At 41.2% G+C, this 19,294-nt stretch carries 13 protein-coding genes and 3 tRNA genes; 12 read left to right on the forward strand and 4 right to left on the reverse strand.

Annotated features, from left to right (window positions below):
• Positions 1-168: 168 nt before the first annotated feature.
• The gene (alaS, locus tag NSE_RS00600; RefSeq protein ID WP_011451560.1) at positions 169-2,715 is read right to left on the reverse strand and encodes an alanine--tRNA ligase; all 2,547 of its coding nucleotides are present in this window, start codon (positions 2,713-2,715) and stop codon (positions 169-171) included.
• Between the two features lie 287 nt (positions 2,716-3,002).
• Here alaS and NSE_RS00605 point away from each other — a divergent pair, with 287 nt between their 5' ends.
• A complete protein-coding gene (locus NSE_RS00605) occupies positions 3,003-4,604 on the forward strand; it encodes an SLC13 family permease (RefSeq protein ID WP_011451562.1) in 1,602 nt (533 codons plus the stop codon).
• A 130-nt stretch (positions 4,605-4,734) separates the two neighbouring features.
• Positions 4,735-4,822 (forward strand) — tRNA-Leu (locus NSE_RS00610).
• 80 nt (positions 4,823-4,902) lie between these two features.
• On the opposite strand, the gene NSE_RS04025 is transcribed toward NSE_RS00610, so the two are convergent.
• Positions 4,903-5,547, reverse strand: coding sequence for a heme exporter protein CcmB (locus tag NSE_RS04025; RefSeq protein WP_338037080.1), 645 nt, complete (start codon positions 5,545-5,547; stop codon positions 4,903-4,905).
• A gap of 63 nt (positions 5,548-5,610) precedes the next feature.
• Here NSE_RS04025 and NSE_RS00620 point away from each other — a divergent pair, with 63 nt between their 5' ends.
• From NSE_RS00620 to NSE_RS00650, 7 genes are all read left to right on the forward strand, one after another.
• On the forward strand, positions 5,611-6,000 hold the full coding sequence (locus NSE_RS00620; protein ID WP_041917471.1) for a TraR/DksA family transcriptional regulator: 390 nt from the start codon (positions 5,611-5,613) through the stop codon (positions 5,998-6,000).
• Positions 6,001-6,068: 68 nt separating this feature from the next.
• On the forward strand, positions 6,069-6,947 hold the full coding sequence (thyX, locus tag NSE_RS00625; RefSeq protein ID WP_011451566.1) for an FAD-dependent thymidylate synthase: 879 nt from the start codon (positions 6,069-6,071) through the stop codon (positions 6,945-6,947).
• A gap of 116 nt (positions 6,948-7,063) precedes the next feature.
• On the forward strand, positions 7,064-8,107 hold the full coding sequence (hflK, locus tag NSE_RS00630) for an FtsH protease activity modulator HflK (protein ID WP_011451567.1): 1,044 nt from the start codon (positions 7,064-7,066) through the stop codon (positions 8,105-8,107).
• Positions 8,104-8,964, forward strand: a complete 861-nt coding sequence (gene hflC, locus NSE_RS00635; RefSeq protein ID WP_011451568.1) for a protease modulator HflC — start codon at positions 8,104-8,106, stop codon at positions 8,962-8,964. The genes hflK and hflC overlap by 4 nt, the downstream gene beginning before the upstream one ends.
• Positions 8,951-10,372 (forward strand): Do family serine endopeptidase, encoded by a 1,422-nt coding sequence (locus tag NSE_RS00640; RefSeq protein WP_011451569.1) that lies wholly within the window; start codon positions 8,951-8,953, stop codon positions 10,370-10,372. Before hflC ends, NSE_RS00640 begins: the two co-directional genes overlap by 14 nt.
• An 11-nt stretch (positions 10,373-10,383) precedes the next feature.
• On the forward strand, positions 10,384-13,617 hold the full coding sequence (gene dnaE / locus NSE_RS00645; protein WP_011451570.1) for a DNA polymerase III subunit alpha: 3,234 nt from the start codon (positions 10,384-10,386) through the stop codon (positions 13,615-13,617).
• Positions 13,618-13,736: 119 nt separating this feature from the next.
• Positions 13,737-13,808 (forward strand) — tRNA-Gln (locus tag NSE_RS00650).
• Positions 13,809-13,832: 24 nt separating this feature from the next.
• Here the strand turns inward: NSE_RS00650 and NSE_RS03980 are convergent.
• Entirely contained in the window at positions 13,833-15,077 is a 1,245-nt protein-coding gene (locus NSE_RS03980; protein WP_157858658.1) for a Smr/MutS family protein, read from the reverse strand.
• Positions 15,078-15,207: 130 nt separating this feature from the next.
• On the opposite strand from NSE_RS03980, the gene dnaN reads away from it, so the two are divergent.
• Both dnaN and NSE_RS00665 read left to right on the forward strand, forming a co-directional pair.
• Positions 15,208-16,326, forward strand: a complete 1,119-nt coding sequence (dnaN, locus tag NSE_RS00660) for a DNA polymerase III subunit beta (RefSeq protein ID WP_011451572.1) — start codon at positions 15,208-15,210, stop codon at positions 16,324-16,326.
• Positions 16,327-16,409: 83 nt separating this feature from the next.
• A tRNA-Phe gene (locus NSE_RS00665) sits at positions 16,410-16,482 on the forward strand.
• Positions 16,483-16,641: 159 nt separating this feature from the next.
• Here the strand turns inward: NSE_RS00665 and icd are convergent.
• Entirely contained in the window at positions 16,642-18,057 is a 1,416-nt protein-coding gene (gene icd, locus NSE_RS00670; RefSeq protein ID WP_011451573.1) for an isocitrate dehydrogenase, read from the reverse strand.
• Between the two features lie 85 nt (positions 18,058-18,142).
• On the opposite strand from icd, the gene NSE_RS00675 reads away from it, so the two are divergent.
• Positions 18,143-19,057 carry an AEC family transporter gene (locus tag NSE_RS00675; protein ID WP_011451574.1) on the forward strand — a complete coding sequence of 305 codons (915 nt, stop codon included), beginning with the start codon at positions 18,143-18,145 and terminating at the stop codon, positions 19,055-19,057.
• Positions 19,058-19,294 lie beyond the last annotated feature (237 nt).

Raw genomic sequence — 19,294 nt, forward strand, 5'->3', positions numbered from 1 at the left:
CAAATTGCTTGTTTACACCGACTTTTTAGGTATTGTCCTGTGTAGATGCGGTGCATATGAGTGTGTGAAAAAGGACTTTTGCTTTCCAAGAGGCTCAGATTGCAGGGCCCGTTTAGCACAAGACTTTTTGGAAATTTTGTGCGGAAAGGGTTAGAACTTACACGATTTCTAAAAGGTAGATACTACTAATTCAGATAAATTTTTTAGGCAGCGATCCAGATCCTCTTTTTTAGAAAATGTGGCCTGAATGACATATGGTACAGAAGGGGTAACTTTTCCGTGCGATTTATCAATTGTCTCTTTCATAGAATCTATAAAACTTATGTTTTTGAAAATCTCCTTATCGAGTATGATGAGCGAATATAGGGCTTCGCTCAGTTCTGTGTGAACAATTAGCACCCCCGTTTTGGGTCTTATTTCTGATGCAAGACTCAGCAGGATTTCTTTTGATATACCCTGAACATTTTTAGTAATTATTTCCACTGAGCCATATCTTTCTGTTCGGGCTTCTGCATTTGTGACAATGGACTGATATACGCGTGTAATCTCTTTTTGATGGCTCTTTTGCATTGCTTTGAGCTTTGCTTGATGTTCGGTAAGTTGATAAAGCTGTGCTTGTTCCGCTTCTCGTATGTATTGTAAGGCAGTAAGATGCGTTACTGCCTCTATTCTGCGAACACCGTGAGCCACAGATGACGCCGATAAAATCTTTACTAGTCCAATGGCTGAACTTTTTTTGACGTGCGTACCTCCGCATAGCTCTACTGCTTCCCCTATTGAGACAACACGAACCGTATCGTCGTACTTTTCTCCGAACAATCCAATGGCGCCATCTCTTATAGCCTCATCAGTCTTTTTGATTTCTGTCATTACAGGATGATCATCCCAGATCATAAGGTTTATACAGTCCTCTATTTTAGAAAGCTCTTCCTCCGTGATAGATTGGCTGTGACTAAAATCGAAACGCAACCTACTCGGTGCCACGAGAGAGCCACGTTGCGAGACATGTGCACCAAGCCTTTTTCTCAAAACATGATGTAGTATATGCGTTGCCGAGTGGTTCCTGGCTAGGCTGTTTCTGCGATTTATATCTATCTTGAGGTTTACTTTCTCGCCTCTACTCGTTACTTGACCCCTGATGATCGTACACTCATGGAGGATAACTCCCTCAGTAGATTTGTAGACTTTTTCTACCTTCAGCAGGGTATTTTCTCCTTCTATTATGCCTTGATCGCTCTCTTGACCACCTGATTCTGGGTAGAAAATCGTTTGGTCAAGTATAATTGTCAGTTTGTTAGATCCCTCTTTTTCTGTTATCGCAAGGATAAGCGCTAATCCTGTAAAATTTTCATAACCAATAAAAGGTGTTTTTCCGTGCTCTAGGAACACTGCTTTTACCTCATAACTTGAGGTTTGTGCCATATCCTTCATCCGAGAAGCTTGAGCAAGGAGCCTTTGCATTTTCATCCTTTCTGCAAAACCTTCTTCATCGACTGAAATTTTTCTCTCTTTTAAGATGTCTACCGTTATATCCAATGGGAATCCGTGGGTATCATATAGTGTGAATGCTATGTCTCCAGATAATGTATCGCCCTCCTTCATAGAGCTTGAAACTTCCTCGAGTAATTTCATTCCTGACTTGAGTGTGTTTCGAAAAGATTGTTCTTCTAGTGTTAATGTATCTAAAATGAGATTCTCAGCTCTTGTGAGTTCCTGGTAATGACTACCCATCCACTCCTTAAGTACCCAAAAAAGCTTTGGTAATAATACCGTATCAAAACCAAGTGCATGCGAGTACCGTACTGCTCTGCGTATTATTCTCCTCAAGACATACTCACGTCCAGTATTACCTGGTAAAACACCATCCGCTATAAGAAAACTAGCAGAACGTAAATGATCGGCTATTACTTTGTGCGCAGCTTGATTGTCTTTGTTGCCGGTAACATTTTGTGATTCCTTTACAATGGCTTCGAACAATTTTGTTTTATAGTTATCATCTGTACCCTCTAGAATTGCGGCCACCCTTTCTAGCCCCATTCCTGTATCTATACACGGACACTCCATGCGCGCCAGTTCTCCGCTTTGTTCCCTTATGTACTGCATGAAAACGAGGTTCCATATCTCGACGTATCTTTCCCCGGGGTCCTTTTTATCTTCAGGTATGTCACCGGATAAGTGTTCTCCATGGTCATAAAAGATCTCTGAGCAGGGACCACACGGGCCAATATCACCCATCTGCCAGAAATTATCACTTGTGCTAATTCTCTTGATTTTTCTTTCCCCGAAGCCTGTTAATTTATCCCAAATCTCGAACGCTTCATCGTCCTCGTGGTAGACTGTAATGTACAGTTTTTTCTTACTTAACGTGAGTTCTTCAGTGACAAATTTCCAAGCTAACTCTATTGCTCTTTCCTTGAAATAGCAGCCAAAGCTGAAATTTCCCAGCATCTCAAAAAAGGTGTGGTGCCGTTTTGTAAATCCAACGTTTTCCAAGTCATTGTGTTTACCTCCAGCCCTCACGCATTTTTGTGCTGTTACGATGCTCGAGAATGGTGCTCTTCTGACATCCACAAAGTACTCCTTAAATGGAACCATACCCGCGTTGACGAACATCAGTGAAGGATCGTCTTTCGGTACTAAGGATGCAGAAGGAAGGTATGTGTGTCCGTTTTTGACGAAAAAATCTATGAATTTTTTTCTGAGGCCGTCTATCATAAAGTAACCCCAATGCACAGGACACGAACGTAAATGTTATATGTTTTCGGGTCTTTAAAGTAAAGTACAGCAATTTTCTTACTAGGTCTTGCAGGCAGGGTTCTTGTGCTGCTTAGAAATTTGTATTGCGCCTGTAAAACACTGAGCCTTTTAGAGCTGGGTAGAGTTGTTTATGAAGGCTACTTTCCCGAAGATAACTTTTATACGGGATTCCTGTTTTATCATCAAAAAAAAGGCTTAATTTACGATATCCTGCAACCATCTGTAGCTGTGCTTTTTTGTTTCCAGTGCTTAATCAATTACTAGTCGATCTTGCGCCTCTTTATGTGGTGTCTGTTCTGATTGTGAGTACCTACCTACTAGTGAATGGTAGCTCTACTACAGAGAGAATAACCTTTGTCTCAATTGTGCTACTTGTAGTTTATCAGAGTTTTACTCTTTCAAAACCATTAGCTTTTTTAGAGAGTACAATGATTGCACCCGTTATTGCCATACTTGGTTTGGCTATAATGGGGAGATTAGTTGCTTGTACTAGCGTCGTTAACAGAGCTGCGGTTCTCATAGTAGAAATCAAGCATAAGGCACTCATACCAGTCATTTTGATACTTTTGTGCTTCATACTGAGCGCCTTTGTTAACAATACACCTGTGGTGGTGCTTCTTATTTCATTTGTTTCCACATTTGGCAAGCAAGTAGGTATAGCCAATTCCAGAATGATGCTCCCGATTGCTTTTTCTGCATCCCTTGGTGGAATGCTCACAGTTCTTGGAAGTAGTACAAATTTCCTTATCTACTCAAAAGCTGAGGAGCTCGGTGTCGAATTAGGCTTCTTTGGATTCTTCTTACCAGCGATATTTGTAGGCATTTTTGGGATCATTTATGTGATCTTTCTTACGTTGATACTTCCAATAAGAAAACCCGTAGAAGAGCACGTTAGAAGATTCCTCTTTGTTTTGAACTCGTCTAAGTCTGGGAGATTGATTTTCTCTTCAGTCGGAATACATGAGATAAAAAATATTCTACATAATCACGTATTTGGTGATAATCTGATAATGAATGAGATCGTGATTACGGAAAAATCTGAATTGATAGGCTATAGCATATTGTCCGATAACGTCGCGAGTTACTTTAATGCATGTGCTGTTGGTATAACGCACACTTCAGAGAAGATAGTGCCTGGCTCTAGGTTAATTATTGTTTGTAAAGAAACGAGTCCCTATCATAGAGAGGGGGAAGTGTTTTTCGCAAAAGATAAATCGTGCATTCTGAGTCATGCTAATAGCGTAAAGGTAATATGTGCTTTTATTGGTATGGTTCTTTTATCTGGGATTTTGAAAATACCACTTGCTCTTACTGTTCTTTCTGGTCTTGCACTGTTGATTGTTTTGAATGCCGTTGACGTGAAAGAGGTTTTCAGATTTCTCGAAGTAAAGCTGCTGCTTATGCTTGTTTACTCGCTTACTATAGGAACATCACTAGAAATGACAGGTTTACCGGGGGATTTTGTGCAGCTTCTCTATCAATGTACCCGCACATTATCCCCTATTGCCCTAATCTGTATACTTTTTGCTATAGTGACTTTACTGAACGAAGTTATGAGTAATAATGCAGTAGGATTAATTTTTACACCTGTTGTACTAAAACTCAGCCACATGATGGGATTAGAGGCAAAGTATCTACTGTGGACGCTGATATTTGCATCCAATAGTGCTTTTGCTACACCGTTTGGATATCAAGTTAACCTTATCGTCATGGAAGCAGGAAAGTACAAGTATTCTGATTATCTAAAGTTTGGTTTTCCACTTAATGTAGTTGTTTTAGTTGGCTATATTCTCTATTTGCACCTCTTTTCTGAGCTAGATTTCTTTCATTGTGTCTCTCATCAGTAGATGAGAGTTCATGATAGTTTTTCTGGCTTTTTGGTATGGATATTGCAATAGAGAAGTTTCTGTTTCTAAGTGGAAGGTGGTAGTACTCATTGAACAACGTATATTTTAGGCGTACAATTCTGAGTTGTTCGCGGTCGTGGTGGAATTGGTAGACACGCAGCGTTGAGGTCGCTGTGGCTAATTAAACGGCCTTGGAAGTTCAAGTCTTCTCGACCGCACGTCTTTTTATGCGCTCTGTCGTGCCCGCATGATGAATGTTATCCATCAGGTATCTGTTTTGGATGTTTGTGCCTTTGGCTTATAAGTTTTCCAGAGTTTCTTTTAGTGCAATTTCCATCACTAGTGGGGATAACAGCACTGCAATCACGTTTCCAAAAAATAACGCTGAGAAAATCCCTGGACTGTTTATACCCCACTTTAAAAGTGCAAGTGCTGTTACGATTCCGGGAATCGAGATTGGTGCGGCAAGAATAATGGGTGTGATTCGATCCGAGCGAATACTTAAACTACTGCACAGCGCACCAGTGAAGGATAGCATTCCTGTCGAGTAGCAAAGTGAACCAGCAAATAAAATTATAGTCGGGGTGTGTATTTTGTCGGTGCTTAGAAGATAAAACAAACCTGTAGCCAGGAGTGTTAATAAAAGACCTTGTCTAATCCATAATCCTAAGACGGTCTTTACTATAAAGCTCCTGATGCCTGGGGTAAACGTAACGAGTTGCTCTAGGCTTCCAGTAGCCCAATATTGTGAAAAAATTCCGCTCACTGAGACTAGATGTAGGATGTTTGTGGTTATCCAAAGCAACGGTCCGTCCATTGAGCAGTTTAAGATCTGTTTGTAGAGAAGTAGCTGAAAAAAGTTGATCAATAAGAATGCTAATAGTACTATTGACGACTTGCCACGAAACATATAAGGTTCTCTCTTTGGTAGCAAGTATAACATAATAGTTATTTAAGTTTATGATGTTAGAGTTCTGCCGGTGTGGCTTTTTTTTTCTTTTACCCGATGTCTTCTGATGATATAAAAAATGCCGAGTATATGGGAGAAAGAATGCTTGCGTACTTTCATGAAAAGTTGATCGGTCTTAGGAATGCCATAGTAAATCAAGGGAAGGTTGTCAAAGACGTGCTGAGCAAGTGTGCGAACTCATATGAGGCGGACGACATCATAATGTCCGCACAAAAGCGCAACTCATTGTTGAGTGAAATAGATGAGGCGCTTGAACGCATGGAACAGGGTGTGTATGGCTACTGCGAGGAGACCGGTGACGAGATAGGCTTTGGTAGATTGGATCTCGAGCCTACGGCCAGGTACTGCGTTGATGTGCAGGAAAGACTGGATAAGAAAAATCGTTTTCTTCGGTCCCCTGGGAGCGTAAATAGTGAAGAGGGGTGATTTTTTGCTTTTGACAACTGTAGCACATGAGTGCAGAATAGTTCCCGTGTCCTATTATTTGGTCTGACTTGGTGGATAAGGAGAATCTCAACAAAACTAAGAGAGTTGTCTCTGAGAGTCTAGAGGAGAAGCTTGGCGAGTCTTACCAAGTTTTTAATAGTGGGTTCGTGCGCGTTGTTGACTACATGGGAAACGATCAGGCGATTGTTCAGGCCGCTCGGGTTTCCTATGGAAAGGGAACAAAAACAGTGAACCAAGATCGTGGTTTGATACATTACTTGATGCGACATGGGCACACTACACCATTCGAAATGTGTGAAATAAAGTTTCATGTCAAGATGCCTATATTTGTTGCCAGACAATGGATTAGGCACAGGACAGCTAATGTTAACGAATACTCAGCGCGCTACTCAATTGTCAAGGAGGAGTTTTATATTCCTGAGATTGACAAAGTTTGTTATCAATCTGCTACCAATTCTCAGGGAAGAGGAGATAGGCTCGAGCAGGAATTTGCACAAGAATTTCGTCATTTTCTCATAGAAAGTAATAGTGCAACATACGATGAGTACACGCGCTTCATAGAGACAGGATTAGCTCGTGAGATCGCGCGTATTGCGATGCCCTTAAATACCTACACAGAAATGTATTGGAAAGTGGATTTGCATAATCTGTTTCACTTTTTGAAATTACGTTCACATCAAGGGGCACAGTACGAGATTCGCAAGTATGCTGAGGTCATTGAGGAAATTGTGGGTTCCTGGGTTCCGATGGCCTATGAAGCTTTTTTAGAATATGTAAAACACGCAAAGACCCTCTCTAGGAGTGCAATTAAATACGTTCGCGATAATCTCAAAGGAGAACTTTCTTCCGAAAGGGAAAAATATGGTATTGGTATGCGTGAATTTACTGAAGTAACCGAGATACTTAGTGGAACGGAAGAGGGATAGAGAGGGTTAGTTTAGTAGGCTTTTTAAGGTGGGATTATAGCCTTTTTTATCCTTGAAGCAAGAGTGAAAATCAATTAGATTTAATTAATCGTGGTGGTCTAGAGAGAAAATATAGGATGACATTAGCTAGATATGACAACCCTTGGGGTTCTGACGACGAACCACCACGGAGGACGAGAGCAACTCGCAGAAATGTTTACGATATAGAGGGACTTTTACTGTCTGTTCGTGGTAAGTTTTTCCGTCGTGGAGGATCAAGGTTTAGTTGGTGGTTCATCTTATGTCTCCTTAGTTTGTTTGGCATCCTTTGGGTTTTGTCGGGCTTTTATGTTGTTAACCCTGAGGAGCAGGCGGTGGAACTTACCTTTGGTAAGTATACAGGGATGGCGGATCCGGGTCTCAGGTACCATTTTCCTTTCCCGATTGGTCGTGTCGATAAGGTAAAGGTAGCTGCTATAAATCGTAACGAAATAGGTTATTCCTCTGGCAAGAAAGGGGAAGGTGAGGGCATAATGCTCACAGGTGATGAGAATATTCTCGACGCAAATTTCGAGGTTCAATGGCGGATAAAGGACGCCTATAAGTTTCTGTATAAAGTCAGGGATTATGGGTTTGGGTTGAGTGTCAAAGGTGCTGCCGAAAGTGCCATGAGGGATGCAATTGGACAAAATGAGATATCCTTTATTTTGAGAGGTGAAGGCAGAGCAAAAATCGCTTCAGATACGAAAAAACAATTGCAAGAAATTCTTGATGGTTATGATATGGGTGTCGAGATACTTTCAATCCAAATGAAAAAAGTTGACCCCCCTGAGAAAGTGATAGATGCTTTCCGTGATGTGCAGAGCGCTCGTGCTGATAAGGAAAGGGAAATCAACCAAGCCTACTCCTATAGGAACGACGCTTTACCTAGAGCTCGTGGTGAGGCTGAGGTTGCTCTGCAAGGTGCACAAGCCTACAAGATAGAAGCTATAAATCGCGCTGTGGGTGACACGAAGAGGTTCATCGAAATTTATAACCAGTATAGAGTTAACCCCGACATAACAAAGATGAGAATGCGAATTGAAATGCTCGAAGAGGTTTATAAGAACACCGAGAAAATCATTGCTGATGATAGCAATATATTCAAGTTCTTCGATTTACAGAAGGGTGGTGTCAAATGAGAGGAGTTTTAGCAGTTGTTATAGGCTTTTTTTTGCTGTTGAATCTCAGCGTGTTTGTGGTTCCCGAGGGGTATAAAGCTATAGTTTTACAGTTCGGTGAGGTGGTAACTGAAAAGCCACTTGAACCAGGTTTGCATTTTAAGATCCCGTTCATCAATAAAGTCATAGTGATCGATACTAGGATACAGGACTTATCATCCGATTCTAGGGAGGTCATCGCCGCTGATCAAAAGAGATTGATAGTTAGTTACTACGCGAAATATAAGATTATAGATCCCGTACAATTTTATCGCTCTACTAGGAGTATAGCTAATCTTGAGAGTAGGTTGGCTCCAGTGGTTGAGGCAAATATGAGAGAACAGATAGGTCTGGTACCTCTTGTCAGTATTCTGACTGAGGAGAGAGCAGATGTGATGAACAAGATAAAATTGCATTCTGGAAATGTTGCGTCAGATTTTGGGGTCGCTGTAGTAGATGTTCGCATCAAAAGGACTGACCTTCCGGAAGAAAATAGTGATGCGATCTTTAAAAGGATGCAAACAGAGCGAGAAAAAGAAGCACGTGAAATAAGGGCACGGGGTTACCAAGAAGCGCAGAAAATAATCGCGAATGCTGATAGGGAGAAGAAAGTCATTCTAACTGAAGCATATGCAAAGGCGCAATCGATCAAAGGTGAAGGTGATGCTGAGGCTGCTAAACTATACGCGGAGGCGTATGCAGTTGATCAAGATTTCTATAAGTTTTACAGGACGATAATTGCCTACAGGAAGGTTTTTAGTCGGGGTAATACAAAATTTATTATCAACTCGAGTGATGAGTTTTTGGCTACATTGAAGGATGTTAATGAGAAGAAATAGGTTTTATGAGATATTTTTCCTAGCTGTACTTTTGAACTGTTCTTTTGCTGCTGGGGCTGTGCCATCTGAGGGATTTTCTGATGTTGTCTCAAGGCTTGCTCCTGCGGTTGTGAATATTTCCAGCGAATACAGGTTAAGGATGGATAACCAGGGTCTGTGTGGTAACCCGGCTATTTTGGAAGAGTTTTCTGAATTTTGTGAGCGCCTTAAGCCGTTTTTTCGCAACAAGAATCCGGGTAAGAAGTATGGGACATCTTTGGGTTCTGGCTTTTTGATTTCCGATGATGGGCTTATAGTTACGAATTATCATGTCATTGCGAATGCTGATAAAATCAGGGTCGTTCTGAGTCAGTGTAGTGAAGCGTGCCAACAGTATGAGGCTACGGTGATTGGGTATGATAAAAAAACCGACCTTGCTGCGCTAAAAATTTCTGGAGTAAGTGGTCTTCCATATTTGCGTTTTGGTGATTCGTCTAAAATGAGGCCCGGGGACTGGGTGATAGCAGTTGGTAATCCTTTTGGTTTAGGGGGCTCTGTCAGTGCTGGAATTGTTTCAGCGATCAGTAGAGAGATCGGTCTATCTCAGAACAGCGATTTTATACAGACGGACGTTGTGCTCAATTCTGGTAATTCTGGAGGACCGCTTTGTAATGCAAAGGGTGAAGTAATTGGTGTAAATACGGCTGCTGTGTATTCTAATGGTGGAAGTGCAGGGATTGGTTTTGCCGTGCCATCGAATGTTGCGAAGCCAGTGATAGAAGCTCTAGCTAAGGGTAAGCAGATTCAGCGTGGATGGATAGGGATTGTCATCCAAGAGATCACAAACGAAACAAAAGACTCACTTGGTGGAGACTTATCCGGTGTTCTGGTGGCGAGTGTTGAAAAAGATGGACCTGCGTATAAAGCTGGGATGAGGGTTGGAGACGTTATTACAGCTGTGAACGGGGAGAAAATTAGCGGTTCAAGGAGATTAGTAAGGGAAGTTTCCGGGCGGAGAATAGGTGATACAATAGAACTGTCTGTAGTCAGGGATGCTCTTAAAAATAAGGAGACGGTGTCTTTGAAGGTAAAAATTGAAAAAACACCGCAAAGGTATGCAGACGATGGGGCATCGCAGTTAGAGGTCATAGGATTAGTGGTTTCCAATCTGACTGATACGATTAGAAATTCGTTTGGGCTTGGTGCTAGCATTGAAGGGGTGGTGGTCTTGGCCGTTGATCCTGACAAAGAGAGTTTTCTCAAAGCTGGGGATATAATTATTGGGGTTGGTACCAACAGGCAGATTTCTACTGTCCAGGAGTTTAAACAGCACATAGACGAAGCAAAGAAAAAGGGGCAAAGGTCGCTCCTAATGCTGATAAATCGTGGTAAGCAGACGATCTTTGCGGCTGTAGGCTTGGATAACTAGTTCTACCTCTAATGCGGCGGCAGACATTCGTACATCTTAGAGTACGAAGCGATTATTCGCTCTTGAGGGCAGTAACCAAACCTAGGAGAATTGTTGATCTGGCCCGTGCTGCTGGTATGCCAGCTGTGGCGCTCACTGATATTGATACAATGGCAGGGGCGCTTGAGTTTGCTGAGTATGCTAAGGCTTCTGGTATTCAGCCGATTATTGGGATTGATCTTTCGATTTCACATAATCGTGTTGATTCACGTGTACTCTTGATTGCAAAAAACGAAGAGGGCTATCACAACATGATTAAGCTTTCTGGGATAGTTTCCTTGCGGAGAGTTGCGCTGAATGAGGTTTTCACACATAGCAAGGGTCTAATTCTTCTGCTAGGAGAGTTCTTTATTGATGCTATCAACAGTTACTCGATTGATGCAGAAACTTTGGTATCCGATCTAAAGCAAGTTTTTGGTAAGGACCTTTTTGTCGAAATACAACGTTTGGGTAATCAATCTGCAGAGGAAAAACTTATTCAACTTGGATATGAGCATAATATTCCTTTTGTTGCTACGAACGATGTTCTTTTTCCAGATACGGATTTCAGGGAGGCGCATGACGTATTGACTTGCATAGGAAGCCTTACGTATGTCAACGATATAAACCGCGTACATTACTCTCCAGAATCGTATTTTAAAAGTGCAGAGGAAATGATTGCACTTTTTGCTGATTTGAAGGAGGCGCTGCACAATACTGTCTTGATAGCGCGTCGTTGTAGCTTTATGCCAGAAGTGAGAAGTCCTATTCTGCCCAAGTTTGAATGCGAAATGGACGAGAGCGATGAGTTGAGGCGTCTAAGTTACATTGGCTTACACAGAAGGATGGGGGCTGATGTTCCACAAAATTATTTGGACAGGCTTGAGTACGAGCTTGGTATTATCATTGACATGAATTATGCTGGCTACTTTTTGATAGTGGCTGATTTTATACGTTGGAGTAAGGCCAACGGCATCGTCGTTGGTCCTGGAAGAGGATCTGGAGTCGGATCAATAGTTGCCTGGTGCCTCGGTATTACCGGTTTAGATCCACTGAAATTTGCCCTTTTTTTTGAGAGGTTTTTGAATCCGGTTCGTGTATCGATGCCGGATTTTGATGTGGACTTCTGTCAGGAAAAGCGCCATCTTGTAATAGAGTACGTGAGAAAAAAATATGGTCACGTTGCTCAAATAATGACTTTTGGTACCCTCCAGCCCAGAGCTGCGTTGCGAGATGTTGGAAGGGTGCTCCAGCTACCGTATGGTCGAGTCGATAGGATCTGTAAAATGATTCCTAACAATCCCGCTAATCCGATTTCTCTCCAGGAAGCAATAAATCTTGACAAAGATCTCCAAAGAGAAAGTGAAGATGATGAATCTATAGCAAAGTTGCTTGATCTTGCTCTTAAGTTGGAAGGAACGCTAAGACATACCTCTACCCATGCTGCTGGAATAGTTATTAGTGATACTCCGATAGAGGATTATCTTCCCGTTTACCACGACAAGGAGTCAGATATTCCAGTTACCCAATATTCGATGAAATATGTTGAGAAAGCAGGATTAATAAAGTTTGATTTTCTTGGTTTGAAAACGTTAACAGTGATCAATCAGGCGTGCTTGTTGGTACGCTTAAAAAATCCCAATTTTGATATAGATTCTATTCCTCTTGACGATAAGAGAACGTATGACCTTCTTTCAGCAGGAAATGCGATAGGTGTATTCCAGTTGGATAACGCATACATGTGTGAGACGCTAAAACGTCTGCACCCGGACTGTTTTGAAGATATAATTGCCCTGATCTCGCTTAATAGGCCTGGTCCTATGGCGAATATTCCGACATATATAGCAAGAAAACATGGAAAAGAGGCAGTCAAATATCCACATCCGCTACTTGAGTCTTCATTGAAGGAAACTTTTGGTGTTGTCATCTATCAAGAGCAGGTAATGGAAATGGTTAGGCTTCTTGCTGGGTATACACTAGCCGAAGCAGATATTCTCCGACGTGTTATGGGTAAGAAAATACGCGCGGAAATGTCAGAGCAAGCCGAGAAATTTGTCGAGGGTGCAAAACGTAACGGAATCGAGACAGAAAGAGCTCAAGAAATTTTCGAGATGATAGAAAAATTTGCTGGCTATGGTTTTAATAAGTCGCATGCTGCTGCATACGCGCTAATCTCATATCAAACAGCCTTCCTCAAGGCTAATTTTCCAATCGAATTTACCACGGCCGCTCTTAACCTTGAATTGCACCATACAGACAAGCTCGCAATCCTAATACAAGATGCAAAAAATTATGGTATCACAATTCTGCCTCCAGATATAAATAAGTCAAAAATTTTATTCTCTATTGAAGATAATGCGATAAGGTACTCGCTTGCAGCTTTGAAGAATGTTGGAGAAGCTGCAGCTTCAGCAATACAGAGAAGAAGTCCGTTCGCAACAATTCCAGAACTTCAAAGGTGCTTGGATGGAAAAATAGTTCATAGAAAGGCTGTTGAAAGTCTCATAAAGTCAGGTGCTACGGATGTACTTTCTCCTGATAGGAGTGGACTTTATTCTTGTCTGAAGGAATTAGTGGGAAAAGAGGATGATGGTGCACAGATGACATTATTTGATATCTCTGTGAACAAACCGGAAAAGACCGTAAAGCCCTGGAATTTTTTTGAAAGGACACAGTGTGAATTTGATGCCTTTGGCTTTTTTCTTTTTGATCACCCTCTCTTTCCATATCGAAAGTTTTTAAAGCTTTCTCCGAATCAGATTGCTGGTGTGATAACTGAACTAAGGATAAGGTCCAGAGGGGACAGAAAGTTTGCTGTGATGCATGTTTCAACAGTAAACGACATATACACTGTTATGTTTTACGAGTCCGACGTTATAGATTCCAGACGTGAACTTTTTGTAGTTGGTGTGAAAGTCGTACTGACTCTCTTAAAGAGTGATAATGGCTATGTATGTACCAATTTAGCTGAATTACACGAATTTATCTTTTCGAATTATAACGGAAGATTTGCAATTCTCGTAAATCGCAAAGAACAGGTCACTGCACTGAAGGATGTTCTAAGGCGTGGTGGTAAGTATGAGGTTACACTCGTTGTGCGTAACGATTCTCAATACACGAGAATTGTTCTAGGACATGACTTTGATCTTGCAGTTGACAAGCTTGCATTAATTGAAGGTGTGGAGATTCTCAAGTACAGGGTATGCTGCAGCGATATGATCAATTAGTACGTGAGTGCCGAGCGGATACTGTAAGATCGTTTGTTCTAGCTTGTGGTGTATTTAAAATTACTGGTGCTGTGGCAATTTAATACTTCATACAAGTGTGTTACACTCTACGACGTCCTTGGGATGTAGCCAAGCGGTAAGGCAACGGTTTTTGGTATCGTGATGCGCAGGTTCGAATCCTGCCATCCCAGCTCTTATAGTTTTGTCTTGTGCTTCTATTCGTCGGATGGCTTTTTCCTTCTTAGAAGGACGTAATATGCCCCTTCGCCTCCGTGATGCGGCAGTGCCTCTGATACGAATTTGATCAGACCTTGTATTTCGGCGTTGTTTTCTAGCCATGATACAAAACTTGTCTTGATAACTGCGTCACCGGTTCTTCCTTTTCCGACAATAACTAGAAGGTGACGAAAACCGTTTACGTAATTTTCTAAAATGAATTTAATTGTTTTCTGGTAAGCGCTTTCCATAGTTTCACCGTGAAGATCTAGTGTTTTATCTATATTGATCTTTCCGCGTTTGATTTTTCGCAAAAAATCAGGATCCGCACTTTTAGCGAAATCAAGATTATTTGTGTTCAAGCTACTTGATTTATTGTATATCTCGACTTTGCCTTCTATGTTTTGTGTAATGTCCCTCGCAGGTTTTCTTAGGTTATGACATGGGTAGGCAAATCTGTCTGAAACCTTTGTGATATCTTGTATAAAACTGTCCCAGTCTGTTGTGCTTTCACACTGCATACTCATGTGAGAATTTTCTGTCGTGCTGATAGAAATCATGCTTATGTTGCAAGTTTTACTATCTTCTTTAGACACGTCAGGATTATCCCGAGTACTTTCCTTTCCGTGTGAGTGAGTATACATGTTTATGCCCCGTATACTTCGTACTCCCACCTTCTCTAATAATTTTATGGAATGGTCATGTAAATTGATAGTACATTTCCAGGAAGGGTATTGTACGAAACTCGTGCTTGTATCACTGCTAGGGAGTCCGTTTTTCGTGTTGTTGTATTTGTCGTGCATGTACGGTCCTAGGACAGCGTTTATATACCTCATTTCAGCGCCAGACTCTAACATCCTAAGAACCGTATTTTGGACTAATTCATCTGACCTATTGAGATCTACATTTGCGATCCCTATAACACGGTTTATATGATCAGAGAGTAGTAAAGGGACAGAATTTGTTGTTTTTATCACGAGAAATAGCTGAGGCTTGTTCGTTACAAGCGCGTTGCATTTTAGGATGCCAGTACTTGCACTATCTGCGAATATGCACACACTGGATTGCGATTGTTTAGGTAAAACATATGCTTTCCCCTGCAATTCCATATGGGTAAAATCCCTTAAGTTTGTCAGAGAGTCTCCTTCGAGTGGGACATCACAAAGAAAGGAATGTTCTATTATGTGTGTGTTATGCCTATCGAATGAAGGTAAAGCTATCCCAAAAGCGGATCTCTTACGCATCTGCTTCGGTTCTGGGAAATACTAGAACACTAACATACTAGTATAATCCCACACAACCCGTGCATGTGAATCTTTAGGTTCACACTATACAGATAAATTGGTATAATCCCCGCTGTTTCTCTCCGCTAAAATGAAAGAAAACGCATACTCTTCCGTTACTGTGCAGCAAGATGCGTTGACAAGAATTCTTGCGAATCTTGTCAGTGTGTCGACAAGGAAAAGCACTATAGCTTATTTGTCGCATGTTAGGGTGCGTTTCACTGGTACCTCAGTAGAGTTAACCACAACTGATAATGAGCTTTCACTTACGGATTCGTTGCTGGGAATTGAAGGTGTAATTGATGCAGTAATCTCAGTAGATGCGTTCAGATTGTATGAGATAGTCAAGCGTCTTCCAACTGATGTTGGAGTTGTTCTCTCTATTGAAAAGAATAATTTAGTTGTTCGTAGCAGAAGAATAGAGTTCTCCTTACCATACTTAGATGCAAAACATTTTCCATTGATAAGTGAAGAGGAAAAAATTGGGCAAATTAACTTTGCGGTGGATGAAATAAGGAGTCTCTTCAATAAGGTGCGGTTTGCAACTTCAACTGAATCGACGAGGCAACATCTCAATGGTGTATATTTTGAGTCGGATGGTGAAAAAATAACCGTCGCTGCAACTGATGTACACAGGCTTGCAGTGGCCACACTTATGAAAAAAACGGGTCTTAAGTTTTCTTGCATAATTCCAAAGAAGACCGTATTAGAGATGATCAAGCTTTCTTCGGGCAAAGAAGTTGAACTCTTTCTTCATGGGAGGGAGTATGTCAGTAGGATAAAGATGGTGTTCGGGGGTGTTCGTTTAAATTCGAAGTTGATAGCCGGTACATTCCCAAATTTTGCTGCGGTCATTCCACACAGCTTCAAGTCTTCTCTAACATTTGATAGAAAGGCTTTAGCGACCAGTATAGAAAGAGTTGGCCTTGTTTCACCCGATCAGAGTCGTGCAATTAGTATTGGCATTAAGGGCAAGCAGCTTTATCTCGATGCTAGCAATTCTGATGCGAGTTTTGGGCGAGAATCATTGGAATTAAATGAAGACATCGGTGAGGAGATTAGCATCTATTTTAATCATATTTACCTCTTGGATATACTCTTGGCTCTGGATAATAAAGAGGTGACAATGAAGTTTAACAATGCAACTTCCCAAGTATTATTTCAGGGTGATGAAAGTGCTTTGTATGTTGTTATGCCAATGGCTTTCTAGATCTCTATGATTTTGCACCTCTCCTTCCTCCTGTGAAGAAGCATGTTTACAAAGCTAACCCTAAAGATTAGAATTTCTCTGCTGGCCCGGTAGCTCAGTTGGTAGAGCAAAGGACTGAAAATCCTTGTGTCACTGGTTCGAGTCCGGTTCGGGCCACGCGATGTAAGGCTTGTTAATTTGGGCTCTGTTCACCTCCGTGTTGTGGGTTCCGGCTTCTGTTGTTCTAAGTTGGGTATCTGGTTCCTTTTTACTTAAGGGTAAGATTCTGCATAAGTTCGCTGAGCAGAAGTCATGAACGCGAGGTATCACTATCTCTTAAATATTTGAAAACCCCGCTTCATCGCCAAAGGAGTAAAGTTTCTCCATTTTGGTGACCTCTATTGCTGAATTTTCTAGTTCACTTATTAGACCGCAGATAACTGTTGTGGCTAGACTCTTATTGGGTTCTGCCAAGAATCTACAACAAAGAGTGTCACTGTAGGGCATGACGGCTGTTTCTTCTGGCCAAATCAAGACGCCTTTGACGCTTATGCTACCCAGGATTATCACATCGTCTACTTTTATTTTTTCTAAAGCAGCCAAAAGGGCTGCTAAATTTGTACTATCCCAGCTAATAAAGAGATCCACACCGATTAGAACTTTTTCCTTCTTACTCTGGTATCGGGGTTTAAGAAGTACACCTTCGACCAGACTGTTACATGAGAAAGCTACCAAACTTTTTCTGTCGATGTTGTGAATTATGTGTTCTGTAAACTTTTTAGTGCCAACCTTGAGCTTGCTGTGCAAAGGATTAAAAATGTCCGCGGTATGTACACCTGATTTTAGTGTCTTCAACCATGCAGAATAGACCTTTTGTGCAATTTCCTTCTGTCCTATATAACTGAGCATATACATTGCGGCGTTCAAAAGTCCGGAAGGATTTGCAATGTCTTGGTCTGCTATGTCAGGTGCAGAACCATGTACAGCCTCGAACATTGCGTATTCTTCGCCTATATTGATACTACCTCCAAGACCCACTGATCCTGAAATTTCTGCTGCAATGTCCGAAATAATGTCTCCATATAGGTTAAGCGTGACGATCACATCAAATTTTTCAGGGTTTTTTGCTATTCTTGCTGCCCCTATATCTATAATGTAGTTTTCACTCTCGATATCTGGATACTCAAGCGCGACCTTCTTAAACAGTTTGTGAAAGATTCCATCAGTCAGTTTCATGATATTATCTTTCACCATTACGGTGACTTTTTTTCTGCCGTTTTTGCGTGCGTATTCGAAAGCATATCTACAAATCCGCTCAGATGTACTTTCTGTAATAACCTTAGTGCAGTTGTATGTATCGAGGGTCTGTCTGTATTCTGTCCCTGAGTAGAGGTCTTCCTCATTTTCTCGGATAATGACGATATCCATTTTAGGGCTTTGCCATTCTAAGTGCGATTTGCAGGGTCTAATATTGGCGAACAGTCCTAGCTTCTTTCTGAGCGTTACGTTAAGACTTCTTACACCCCCTCCGCGAGGAGTTGTTATCGGTGCTTTTAGGAGTACTTTATTTCTCTTGAGGGTTTCCCATCCGGAGTCAGAAATCCCAGAATGCCAGCCTTTTTCATAAATCTTCTGTCCAATTTCAATTGTATCAATCTGTATTTCTGCACCAGCCTCAAAAATAATTTCGAGCACCGATGTCATTATTTCTGGTCCGACTCCGTCACCGTACGCTACTGTCAACTTGGGCATATTAATCTTCTGTATACTGTACTTCTTTCATTTTATAGAAAATTGTCGCTATTATAGTTTAGAGTTGTCCTGTTAGCAAAAGTAGGTGTTCTTCGTGGTTTTGGGGAAGATTTTCCCTCTTTATCTGATGATACTGCTGGGCTACATTGCTGGTAGGGTGCTTAATACCGATCGTAATACCATCGCAACCCTCCTTTTATATCTCCTCTCACCGTTGGTCATATTAAACGGGTTACTTGGTGTGAACAATATGCAGAAGCTATTACTTCTTCCTGTAATTGTTTTTCTAACAAGTTGCTTCATGTGCTGGCTTGTGTATACAGTTACTCAGCTTTTTTATAATGATAGTCTCAGGAACATAATCGCATTTAGTTCAGGTAGCTTTAACACGGGTCAATTTGGTCTTCCCGTCGCACTTATGATTGTTGATGCTGAAACCGTTGGGATATATATCCTTGCATACAGTGGAATCATTCTTTTTGAGAACACATATGGTTTCTATGTTGCGTCTAAAGGAGCATTTTCTCCGATGTATTGTATAAAAAAGACGCTAAGCCTGCCTCCGCTACACGGGATAGTAATAGCATTTTCTATGAAGCTTTTGTGTTTACACTTTCCTGAATTTTTGGATCCATTTTTTGCAAACCTGAGAAGCACCTATGTGACTCTTGGTATGAGTACTATTGGTCTTGGTCTGGGCACTATAAAAAGGTTCGAAGTGGATTGGAAGTGCATTGGAATCACGATGTTTGTAAAGTACTTTCTTTGGCCGGTTCTAATGCTTAGTCTTGTTTATCTTGACGCCTCCTTTTTGCACGTTTTTGATAACAACAAAGTGTACAACGCCATGCTGATCCTTTCTGTGGTCCCAATTTCTGTTAGTACCATGCTTTTGGGTTGTGTTTTCAATTATCCGGCAGAGAAGGTTGCAGTTGTCGTTCTCATAAGTACGCTTACTGGCATAATATACATTCCTTTGGTGGTGAGATTCTTTTTTTAAATCTTAATAAAGTAATTTCTTATTTTGTCAGTATGTATAACTCTGATTTGTAAATTTGCGAAAGAAAGTATTTTTTGAGGTTCGTTGGGTCATCGGTAACTTGAAAGGTGAGCTACTTCACTAGGTGGTTCCAAGTGAGCTAGGGTAGGAAACAGTTTCTACTTAGTGCTGAAAAGCGAGGAAAACACAATTCTAATCATCTACTAGAAAAAATCCCTTAATTGTTGAGACATAGCG

The organism is Neorickettsia sennetsu str. Miyayama (assembly GCF_000013165.1).
GTDB lineage: Bacteria > Pseudomonadota > Alphaproteobacteria > Rickettsiales > Anaplasmataceae > Neorickettsia > Neorickettsia sennetsu.